General features: G+C 58.7%; 6 protein-coding genes and 6 pseudogenes. 8 read left to right on the top strand and 4 right to left on the bottom strand.

Annotated elements, in window-relative coordinates; all coding sequences use genetic code 11:
• Positions 1-279, bottom strand: a pseudogene (locus AC0L2Z_RS11700) (IS6 family transposase); the annotation flags it as partial.
• 144 nt (positions 280-423) lie between these two features.
• Between AC0L2Z_RS11700 and AC0L2Z_RS11695 the strand changes: the two are divergent.
• Positions 424-537, top strand: a pseudogene (locus AC0L2Z_RS11695) (hypothetical protein); the annotation flags it as partial.
• Positions 538-599: 62 nt separating this feature from the next.
• On the opposite strand, the pseudogene AC0L2Z_RS11690 reads toward AC0L2Z_RS11695, so the two are convergent.
• Positions 600-820 (bottom strand): annotated as a pseudogene (locus AC0L2Z_RS11690) (ABC transporter ATP-binding protein); the annotation flags it as partial.
• Between the two features lie 158 nt (positions 821-978).
• A complete protein-coding gene (locus AC0L2Z_RS11685; RefSeq protein WP_473628050.1) occupies positions 979-1,824 on the bottom strand; it encodes a DMT family transporter in 846 nt (281 codons plus the stop codon).
• An 807-nt stretch (positions 1,825-2,631) separates the two neighbouring features.
• On the opposite strand from AC0L2Z_RS11685, the gene AC0L2Z_RS11680 reads away from it, so the two are divergent.
• The gene (locus AC0L2Z_RS11680) at positions 2,632-2,781 is read left to right on the top strand and encodes a hypothetical protein (RefSeq protein ID WP_473628061.1); all 150 of its coding nucleotides are present in this window, start codon (positions 2,632-2,634) and stop codon (positions 2,779-2,781) included.
• A 160-nt stretch (positions 2,782-2,941) separates the two neighbouring features.
• Here the strand turns inward: AC0L2Z_RS11680 and AC0L2Z_RS11675 are convergent.
• Positions 2,942-3,670, bottom strand: a pseudogene (locus AC0L2Z_RS11675) (aminotransferase-like domain-containing protein); the annotation flags it as partial.
• A gap of 213 nt (positions 3,671-3,883) precedes the next feature.
• On the opposite strand from AC0L2Z_RS11675, the pseudogene AC0L2Z_RS11670 reads away from it, so the two are divergent.
• From AC0L2Z_RS11670 to AC0L2Z_RS11645, 6 genes and pseudogenes are all read left to right on the top strand, one after another.
• A pseudogene (locus tag AC0L2Z_RS11670) lies at positions 3,884-4,563 on the top strand (B3/B4 domain-containing protein); the annotation flags it as partial.
• 67 nt (positions 4,564-4,630) lie between these two features.
• On the top strand, positions 4,631-5,269 hold the full coding sequence (locus AC0L2Z_RS11665) for a LysE family translocator (RefSeq protein ID WP_473628049.1): 639 nt from the start codon (positions 4,631-4,633) through the stop codon (positions 5,267-5,269).
• 14 nt (positions 5,270-5,283) lie between these two features.
• Positions 5,284-6,212: pseudogene (locus tag AC0L2Z_RS11660) on the top strand (dihydrodipicolinate synthase family protein).
• 642 nt (positions 6,213-6,854) lie between these two features.
• Positions 6,855-7,691: a S1/P1 nuclease gene (locus tag AC0L2Z_RS11655; protein ID WP_473628047.1), complete on the top strand. Its 837-nt coding sequence runs from the start codon at positions 6,855-6,857 to the stop codon at positions 7,689-7,691.
• A gap of 60 nt (positions 7,692-7,751) precedes the next feature.
• A complete protein-coding gene (locus AC0L2Z_RS11650; RefSeq protein WP_473628046.1) occupies positions 7,752-9,584 on the top strand; it encodes a gluzincin family metallopeptidase in 1,833 nt (610 codons plus the stop codon).
• A complete protein-coding gene (locus AC0L2Z_RS11645; RefSeq protein WP_473628045.1) occupies positions 9,566-10,909 on the top strand; it encodes an MBL fold metallo-hydrolase in 1,344 nt (447 codons plus the stop codon). The genes AC0L2Z_RS11650 and AC0L2Z_RS11645 overlap by 19 nt, the downstream gene beginning before the upstream one ends.
• The last annotated feature ends 76 nt before the right edge of the window (positions 10,910-10,985 follow it).

The raw sequence follows: 10,985 nt of genomic DNA, 5'->3' as shown, positions 1-10,985 counted from the left end.
TCCGGAAGAAGCGCTTGGCTGCCGGCAGGTCGCGGTGTTCGCTGAAGAAGAACTCGACCGTGTCGCCGACGCCGTCGGTGACGGCGCGCTTGCGCCGTTGAAGCGCTCCAGAAGCTGGGGCGAGAAGTGGACGACCCAGCGGTGCACAATCGAATGGTCGACGTTCAGGCCGCGTTCGGCCATCATCTCCTCCAGATCGCGCAGGCTGAGATTGTAGGCCAGATACCAGCGCACGCACAGCAAGATCACTGATCGGTCGAAATGACGGCCTTTGAACATAGCAAGCGAGCTCCCCGAAAAAGAGAGGCCTTCGTGCCAGATATGGGTTGCCATTCCGTTTGCGACAGAACCATCTGCCGGCTATGCGGCAGGCGCTATGCCGGACAGCGGCTGAAAACGCTTTTGGCCTAGCATGAACAATATGCCCCCGACGAGTGGGAAAAACATCGCAATGCGGCGATCTACGTTCTTCCAGGTAATCGCAATCCCCTGATCGATTTCCCCGAATGGGCCCCGCGCCTGCAGCTTGAAGGCTGACGAGATCGGTCGTGTCGGGAGGCACGCGCCTGGGCAGTGGCTGGGACAAGGCGCCAGGCTCGAACCGCCATAACCGCAATGGCGATGTTCGCCGCGATCCACACAAGGACAGGAAGCGCAAGCGGCCAGGAAAGCGTGGCAAGCAGGACGAGCGAACCTGTAAACTGCAACAGGAAATATGGTACGCCGTAAAGGCGACGACGATCTGCTGGTGCACGGCGGAGGCGACTTGCGAAATGCGCGACGCCACCTGGCCGGCGAAGAGATCGTGGAAGAGGGCTACCGCATAGCCCTCTGATTCTCTCTAGGTATGCTCTCGGCGATGTCCGCGGGGGGTGATGGAGAGCGGACATGCCGCTCCTGCTGACCAACGCAACGCAGCAAGGCGTCAAGAGCGAGCTTTCGTCCCTCATGCCGGCTCGATCGAACTCGGAACAGCGATCACTTGGATATCTTAAGCATCGCGGTCCCGATCAACGTAATGCCGATGGAGGCCAACCGCGCCAGGTCGAGGCGCTCCTTAAGGAAGAAGACACCAAACAGCACAGCGAACACCATGCTTGATTCCCGGACTGCGGATACCAAAGCCAAAGGCGCTTGTGTCATTGCCCAAGTGACAATCCAATATGCCAACAGAGAAATCATGCCCCCGAGCACTCCGACCTTCCAGCATTTCTGCAGCGAGACCCTAACCTGCCCCCTTCGCAGATACAATGCCAGCAAGGTTATCGGAATACCGTTGAAGAGGTGAGACCAGAAAGTGTAGCTTTCTGCGCTTTCGGCAAGACGGGCGCCTAAACCATCTACGACCGTATATCCGGCGATAAATACGCCCGTGCCCACCGCATACAGCATTGCTTTTGGTTCCCGGAAGCCTCCCGCGCCACGCGTCAGGGTTAGGCTCATGATACCCAGAGCGATAACAACAACCGAAAAGCCAGCCTGCATGGTCAGTGTTTCACCCACGATCGCGACGGAGATGAACGCTACGACCAGCGGTGAGCAACCCCGCGAAATAGGGTAAACGTGGCTCAGATCTCCATAACGATATGCATTGATCAGAAACACGCAGTAGGCAGTATTAAGCACACATGAAGCCCAAATATATGGCCAGCTTTCTGGCGTCGGGAACGCCACAAATGGGACAACCACCATACCGACGGCAACCTGGCTCATCATCATGACTGCTATCATGACGAGCCTGTCGGCATTCACCTTGACCAAGGCGTTCCATGCCGCATGCAAAACAGCCGCGCCAAACACCATCGCAAACACTCCCGTCGTCATATCAAACTCCGTGTTTGGTAGTGTCCACCCTGGTGTCCATCTCGGCTCGTCTCGGTTTTAGCAACTAACTCCTGCGACGTAGCGGGTTGTAGGAGGTTTGCGACAAAGCCTTATTCGACCTGGATTGCCGGCCATGACGACGCGGATCGCCACTGCAACGTCGGCGATCAGGGCGGCAACGCCGGCGGTCTCCGTTTTGGTCGGCCATCGAGCATGGACGACAAGTCCGCCGACGACGCCAAAGGCAGAGGCTTTCGAGCAGATTTCTCGACGTGCTGCAAGGACGGCAATGGTCGAACGTTGCCGTTTAGGCCGAGAGGCGGTCGCGCATCGTGGTTGATCCGAAAACCGCTCTACCGGAAAACGTTTTCTCTCCAGGTCACAGAAACAGCGAATGCCTGGGTACCTCTTGCAATGAAAACTATGTGGTGATCGATAACTTCCCGTTGTCGCCCCCGGGCCCGCTTGGGGGGGCCGCTTCGCCGACGAAGCCGAGGTATGCGCGATGTAATTTTTCCACTCCTTTGGCGAGATGATCGACAGACATGGATGCATAGCCAAAGATATATCCGGCTCGTTCATCGGTCGGGGATGAGAACAGGCGTGTGACGGGATAGATTCCGATGTCGTGGTTTCGAGCGGTATCTGCGAAACGCGCCTCTTGCCCGGCGCAAATCGTGTTGACCACACGACGACGTGAAGTCCCGCAGTCGTGCCGACGATCTCGATATCGTCCGCAATTGCGCGGATCATTGACGCCAGAAATACGGCGCGTCTTTCTGCGTTAAGTCTCCGCATCCTGCGGACATGCCGCTCGTAAGCACCAGTCTCGATCAGCGCCGCGAGAGCCTCTTGCTCGAACGTGGACGTGTGCCGATCGGCGATCCGCTTGCAGTCGATGAAGGCCTCGACAAGTGGATGCGGAAGTATGATGTATCCGAGCCTGAGCGTTGGTGACAGGATCTTTGAGACCGTTCCGACATAGATGACGCGGCCTTGCCCAGAGAGATAGAGAGGCGGAAATGGGGTCAACGTCGTACCGATATTCGCTGTCGTAATCGTCCTCGATGACATAAGCATTGGCCGACGCGGACCACTCCATCAAGGCTTGGCGACGCGCAGCAGGTAAAACTCCTCCCAGAGGAAACTGGTGGCTCGGAGTCAAGTACGCCACCGCAATATCGCCAGTCTCAGGAAGCTTCGTGGTGTCTATGCCATCAGCGCCACAGGGTACTGCAACGATGTTTGCTCCGACGGCGAGCATGACGTTCTTGGCCATTTCATAGCACGGGTCTTCGACCACGACCCGGTCACCGGGGTTGACAAGGACCCGAGCACAGAGGTCCAGTGCCTGCTGCGATCCGTTCACAACGATGATCTGGCCGAGATCGCAGCTGATGCCCCTTGACCGCCAGACGTAGCCCTGCAATGCCTCCCGCAAGGATCGGCTTCCTGCTGGGTCATCGTATCCCAATCTGTCGCGATGCCTGAGAAAGGCGGTGTTCAGCGCTTTTCGCCAGGGGGCCTTTGGAAAGTCTCCTGCTGCAACATCCCCGTAGCGGAAATCGAACTTGAGCGGCGGCCTGCCTGCGGTGCTGTTCGACGGCAGAGTCATCGCACGAGTTGCATAGGCTGAAAGCTGGCGAGCGGGCATCGCCGAACAGTCGGGCGGAGCGACCGGGCTCAGCCGCCCTGCTGAAGCAACCCACGCTTTCCGTCCCTGCTGTACCCGCACATAACCCTCCGAAATGAGTTGGTCGAATGCGGCGGTAACCGTCATCCTCGAAACACCCAGTTCTTCCGCAAGCGAGCGACTTGAAGGTAGAGCGTCACTGACACCGTACACTCCGGCCTGGATCTGCTTGAGCAGGGATTGATAAATTCGACGCGTCGCTCCTGTCCTGCGAGAACCCTCCTTTACTGGACCAGTGAAAATCTCCAAAAGTGGCAGTTTAATTTGGGCCAGTGAACTGCAATATTGGTCTGCAGTCAAGGACGCGATCGTCACTGGTCGCGCCGCTCATGGATTGCTTGCACTTGAATTGATGGAGTTGCCTGGATGTTTGAGGATCCCATCATCGATGGTCGAATTCAGAATATTGCATCGGGATTTAGAGCCGTGAGCGTCTACGTCGATGCGACTTCAGCTGGAGAAGGACATTTCGATCCTCGATTGCTTGCTGAAGCCTGCGATTGCGTGTTGGCGGGTGGCCCGGCTTGGGCAGAAGCTCATCTGGCGAGTTGGTCCGACGCCTACGTCCTCTTTGGCGCGAAGCCTAGCCGCACGCCGTGCTCAGCCCAGGCCCTCAGAAAGCGGGTTCTGAAAGACGGCACCCTTGCGACGATCAACCCAGTCGTCGATCTCTACAACGCCGTCAGCCTGAAATACGCAATCCCGGTGGGCGGAGAACCACGACGCCTATGTCGGGAGACCCCTTCCTGACGATCGCGGACGGGAGTGAGACGTTCGACACTCTGATGAACGGGGAGGCAGTCGACGATCCTCCCCTATTGGGAGAGGTCATCTGGCGCGACGACATTGGCGTCACTTGCAGACGCTGGAACTGGCGACAAGGAACTCGAACCCGCCTTGAGGCCGCAACAGGCCGGATGTGGTTCATATTGGAGGCGTTGGAAACCATGCCCGACAAAGCGCTGGCGGAGGCGACAGATGCCCTAGCCGAAGGGCTGAACGCGTTGATGCCGGGCTGCAGGATCGTCAGCCAAGCTATCGCCATCACCAAATGGCGTTTCCGGTCGAGCGGTCGCATTATTGATTTGAATGAGAATCTCAAGGGCTCAGAGAATGAATGTCGATCTCCATCAGTTGCTCATTGTCTTTGCTGCATATGTCATTGCCGCGGGAAGCCCCGGCCCCAGCAACATGCGCATCATGGGCGTGGCGATGGCTCGCGGCAGAGGTGCTGCGCTCATGCTCGCCTCGGGCGTCGTCAGCGGCTCGATTTTCTGGGGTCTGATGGCCTCGACCGGCATCTCCGCCCTGTTGGCCAGGTACGCACAGGCACTGCTCGTTCTGCAGATTTTCGGGGGCCTCTACCTGCTATTCCTCGCCTTCAGGGCGGGACGGTCGGCGCTTACGTCGAACGAGAAGCTGGCGGCGCGCGCGTCGGCCGACGAAGTCGCTCTTTCACGGGGTGAGCTCTATAGAAGGGGCCTCTTGATGCATTTGACGAACCCAAAATCCGTGCTGGCATGGATCGCGCTCGTCACGCTGGGCATCGGCCCGAATTCGTCGTGGCAGAGGATCGCAGCGATATTGGGTGGCTGTGCCGTCCTAAGTGTCATGATCTTCTGCGGCTACGCCATTGTCTTCTCCACACCGCCGATGGTGGCTCTGTATCGCCGCTGTCGCCGCTGGATCGAAAGTCTGCTGGCGATGTTCTTCGCGTTCGCCGGGCTGCGCATGCTGCTTTCCCGTATGTAGTTTCGAAAGGATAGATGATGACTATGTTTCGTGGCCTGTCGGCGTTCCCCCTCACGCCAACCGATGCGGAAGGGCATGTCGACACCGAGGCACTGGCTCGTTTTCTCGAGCGCATTCACCACGCGGGAGCAGATTCCATCGGGCTGCTCGGAAGCACGGGCGGCTATGCTTACCTCACGAGGGAGCGAAGGAAGCGTGCCGTCCAGGCTGCCGTGGAATGCATCGGCGGCAAAACGCCTCTTGTCGTGGGTGTGGGTGCATTGCGTACCGACGAAGCTCAGGCTCTGGCGCGCGATGCCAATCCGCTGGCGCTGACGGCCTGCTCCTGGCACCGATGTCCTACGTTCCCCTGAACGAGGACGAAGTCTTCCAGCACTTCGTCGCCGTGGCCGAGGCGGGGGAACTGCCTTTGTGCATATACAGCAATCCAAGCGCCACGCGCTTCACATTCAGCGACGCATCGATCGCCCGGCTGTCAGCGGTGTCCAACATCGTCGCCGTGAAAATGCCTCTGGCGGCGAATAACGATTACGCGGGGGAACTGGCACGCTTGCGGCCGATGACGCCTGACACTTTCACAATCGGATACAGCGGCGATTGGGGCGCGGCCGATGCCCTGCTTGCCGGATGTGACACCTGGTACAGCGTTGCGGCAGGTCTGCTGGCGGTTCCGGCGCTTGCGCTGACGCGTGCAGCGCAGTCCGGCGACGCTGTGGAGGTCGCTCGGTTGAACCACGCTTTCGAGCCGCTCTGGACCTTGTTCAAACGCTACGGCAGCTTTCGCGTCATGTTCGTCATCGCCGACCTCCTCGGTCTGGCGCACGTCCAGCCACCGCGCCCTGTTTTGCCGCTGCCGGAGGACGCTGGAGATGAGATTAGGCAGGCATTGGAGAAGCTTGAGGTCGCCGAGCACAGGGCATGCCCAGTGCAACTGCTAGACTAAGACTAGGCAGCCGGCGCGCGGTCATTCCGCGCGCAGTTCGAGATGGAAGTTTGGGGGCGCAGAATTGGATCGCTGCTCAACACGGCCTTTTAACGGTTAGGCGATGAACAGGCGCAATCTGGTTCCACACTGCCTTTTATGCGACTTTGAAAGCACAGAAGGCGAACAAGCGGGGGCTAAACGTCAGCCTTCTGGCGCGTTTAGCGGGGTTTCCAACCGTCCGACGCTCTTAAGCACCAAGTCGAAATGCGGCACCGGCCCAAGGTCATGGCGATCATGGCAACATAGTCCCGCCACAGAGCGTCAACCATTTCGTCATGCGGCAGCAGAGCGAAGTCGGAGGCTCGGCCGATGCAAGGTTGAAGTCCTCGCGGTTGAAAAAGCTGCGAGCGTGGGCCACGCGGTCGGCGCCGATCCCTGTTTGTGATCGCCCGGTGGCCGGTTTCAGACTCCACGAGCCGATGAATGTCATAGTAGTGACCCGAGAACCGTTCACCGCCACCATCGTCTACGCGAGCAAGCGACAGACATGGAGCCATTTCGTCCAAAGACTCTCATGTTGCTCTCCTTCGCGTTCGCACGCCGGTTGTCTTGCATCTGTCACAAAAAGGGGCGTAATGTAGATGTTGAGGGGATGCGGATATGCGGACACTTATGCTGACTGCATTGGGTGTGTTTGCTGCCACACATACTGTTTATGCTTGGGGGACATCTGGCCATTCAATTGTTGCGGAGATAGCGCAGCATCGCTTGAAGGAAGCGGCCACCGCCGGTGTGATATCCATACTCGGGCAAGGTACTTCACTCGCATCCGTGGGTAGTTGGGCCGACGACGAACGCGCCAGAGACAGGAAAACTACCCGCTGGCATTTCGTCGAAATACCATCCGCAGCTACAGCCTATGACGCGACTCGCCACTGCACACCTGACCCGGCGCAGGGTGATTGCATCATCGCAGCGACCGACCGGGAACTCGCGGTCATCGCTGCCAATGCACCGATGGAACAGCGGCAGCGGGCGTTGAAGTTCCTGGTTCACCTCATCGGAGATCTCCACCAACCGTTGCACGCAATCAAGGACGAACGCGGCGGAAACGACATCGATGTTACGATAACCACCCAAGCGGGGGTGAATGGAGACCTGCCCTTCAACACAAACCTGCACTCAGCTTGGGACGCGGCCCTGATCGACAAGACCGCCTGGTCATGGGGTAGCTATGTCGAGCGTCTTGAAACCGGTTGGCTCAGGACCGCTGATGCCACTGCCGTTTCTGCCGGTACCACGGCCGACTGGGCCAACGAGAGCCATCGCATCGCAGTCAGACTGATCGCCAGCGTGCCGAATAACATCGTGCTGGATGATGCTTATCGGAATGAAAATCTTCCTCTGATCGACCAGCAGCTGGGAACCGTAGGCCTTCGGTTGGCGGAACTTCTCAACAAGGCCTTCTCGACCAGCAGCTGCCTACCTAATGACTGAGTAGACGCCGTCACGAAGCGTTGTGAGGTGGCCGGAAGAGCTCCGGCGCGGGAGGTGAACATGCCAAGAGCTCCGCAGGAATTGTCGCTTTCGCCCGAGGCTCGAAGGCAGCTGTACGCGGCACGCCGATACGTCCAGCGGGACGTGCAGGCGGAACTGAACCTACGCATCCCGTTCGATGTCTATTTTCAGGACCCGGCCATCACCGCTTCGGACCAAAATTTCGATTTCGCGGATGGATTTCTGGTGCCCTGGGAGCCGGGGCTGGGTGATGGCCCAACCAGTGCACGATTCGTGGTGGTCGATTATGACGGCGGCACCGAGTCTCTCGCTGTGCCGGCGAAATGGGATCCTCAACGAAGCATTTTTCTCGACGGGGATGGCGATGAGGTAACCCGGAACAAGCTGAACACGCCTCAGTTTCACCAGGTCAATGTCTGGGCGACGTTGCAGAACGGACTCGACTACTTCGAGAACGGGTTTGGATTGGGACGGCCAATTCGCTGGGGTTTCGAGGGCAATCGGCTTATCGTGGTTCCCCACGCCGGATACGGGGAAAACGCCTACTACGATCGAGAAAGCAAGTCGCTCCAGTTTTACTACTTTGACCGACCGGCCGGCCGCGTCTTCACCTGCCTTTCGGCGGACATCATCAACCACGAGTTCGGCCACGCCGTGCTCGATGGCCTGCGTCCCTACTATAACGAGTCCGTGCTGCCCGAGACTGCGGGATTTCACGAGTTCATGGGCGACATGGCCGCAATCCTGATCGCCTTCCGCAATAACGACTTCCGGGCCCAACTCGTCGCTAAAACAGAGGGCGATCTCGACAGCGAGAGCGCGTTGTCGAGCATCGCCGACGAATTCGGCAGGCAAGTGAAAGACCGGCCTTACCTGCGTAGCGCTCTAAACCGTCAGACGTTCACTTCGGTTAAGGACAGCCAGTCCCAACACTTCATGTCGGAGGTGCTGACCGGAACGATATTCGACATCCTTCGGCGACTGTCGCGATATTATATCGACGCCAAGAAGTTCTCCGTCGCGGAGGCATTTTCATACACCGTGCGACGGATGCAAAACGTTGCGGTACAGCCTCTCGATTTGCTGCCGCCCGTAGACGTCACTTTCAGAGATTATGCGCTCGCCGTCCTTCGAGCCGAGGAGATCGCCAATCCGAGCGACCCGGACGGTCAGCGAGCGATGATGCTCGACGCGTTCACACAGCGAGGGTTGATCGACGAGGCTGAGCGGGAAGAACTAAGCCGAGCAAAGGTCACATTCCGGCGTCTTCCTGTCGACATATTTCACGATGTCGAAACCATCGCGAATTCGCGGGCGTACGCCTACCGGTTTCTCGACGACAACCGTAAGTCGCTGCTTATTCCGTATACGGCAGACATTGTTCTTCCTGAGGTCACGACCGCCCAGAAGTTTACCATCGACGGGCGCCGACAGCCAAAGCAGGTCCTCGTCCAATATATCTGGCGCGAGGATATCGAACTCAAAGGTCCTGAATTCGGCGCCTATGAGGGGCAAACCACCAGTCTGCTGTGCGGTGGCACGATCGCGCTCGACGAAAATGGCAACGTTCTTCACTGGGCTCGGAAGCCAGGCACAGGTCCACAGCTTGGTAAAGGTCAGGACGTCGATGATGAGCTTGATGAAGGGCGAAAGCGCAGGGCGACCTTCCTCTCGGCGTTGGCGCGTCGGGTTGCGGCGGGGAGAATCAACAACCCGATTGGCGGCGAGGCTGGGCTGCTCGAGAAGAGCATAGCCCCTCTCAGCTCGCGCGTGATCGATGGCACGGTGCGCTTCCACCTCGCCCCGCATATCGGCCTTCATGATGATCGCGACGATGAAATGGGAGATGTGCAGTGGCAGATAAGCTCCTAGTCCGTGCCTACGATGTCGAAGTCGGCGATTGCATCTATTGCCGCATTCCTGAGGCACGTCAGAAAGACGGCGCGGTCGACGATTTCCATATCCTCATAGACTGCGGCTCAAAGGGCAAGGCGGCGCTACTCAAGCACGCGATCGCAGATCTGAAAGAGATCCTGCCAGACGCCGGCGGTGGCCAGGTGCGGCTCGACCTTCTGGTCGTGACACATGAACATGCCGACCACATCAAAGGGTTCGACCCTGAGGATTTTGACGGCATCAAAGTCGAAAACATCTGGATGAGCGCGGCGATGAACGCGCAGCATCCTCAAGCCGAACACGCCTTTGCCCTCAACCAACTTGCGACGCGGGCTATGCGCAATCTAGCGGCAAGGAACTTGTCCCTGAGCCCCGAGCTCCAGGACCTCGTTGCCCTCTATGAGCTCGGCAACGACGACGCGATGGAGGCGTTGCGAACCACGCTTCCGACCCGAAACGCGATCCAGCCCAAATACGTCCATGCCGACATGACCAAAGACGAGTTGGCGATCGAGACGCTGCAGGGCGCAACTCTCAAGGTTCTCGGGCCCGAAGAGAATATCGACCGCTACTATCTCGGTGATGAGGGGGCGGAGATCGTTCACGCTTTCAATGAAACGACAGGTGCTCTGCGACCGCTCAGTGATGAGCCCCAGGCTCGGCCGGCCAGCATAAGCGGCTCCGATTTCCGGCGTCTGCGGTCGCGGATGATGTCAGGATTGTTCGCGTTCACGCAGGAAAATGACAAAGTCATCAACAACACCAGTGTTGTTCTGCTGATCGAATGGAAAGGACGGCGTCTCTTGTTCGTCGGCGACGCCGAATGGACCAATAAGTTCCGCGCCACGCAGGCAAACGGCTCCTGGAACACAATGTGGAACAAGCGGTCCGAACTCTTAGCCGCCCCGATCGATTTTCTCAAAATCGGCCATCATGGCAGCGAGAACGCTACGCCGTGGTCCAGCAGCGGGAACGACCAAAGCGAGCCTGCCAGGATCCTGAATGCGATCCTTCCCCTCCCCGGCGATGGAGAGCAGCCAACCGCGAAAGCGCTCGTATCAACGGCGCGCGGGAATTCGTATCCCAGCATCCCGCGCTCGGAGCTTCTCGTCGAGCTGGGCAAGCGCGTCGGCAACGCTCGAAAGTATCTGGATAGCCTCGGGGCGGCCGGCGCCGCCAACCTGCCGCATTACGCGGAACGGGAGGAGCGATGGCTCATGGAGGCGCAACCACTGCGAACGGACCTCGAGTGCATTCTCAGCGGCAAGACGTATGTGGATATCGAAATCGACGCGGCGTGACCGTTCGCGCATCGATTTCGAATACGCGGCGACGCCGCAATAGTGCGTTCGCAATTCCTCGCATGACACGAATCGT

This window comes from Mesorhizobium sp. WSM4850 (assembly GCF_055811735.1).
Note: the sequence above shows the minus strand (reverse complement) of the source record. Positions and strands in the feature narration are given on the sequence as shown.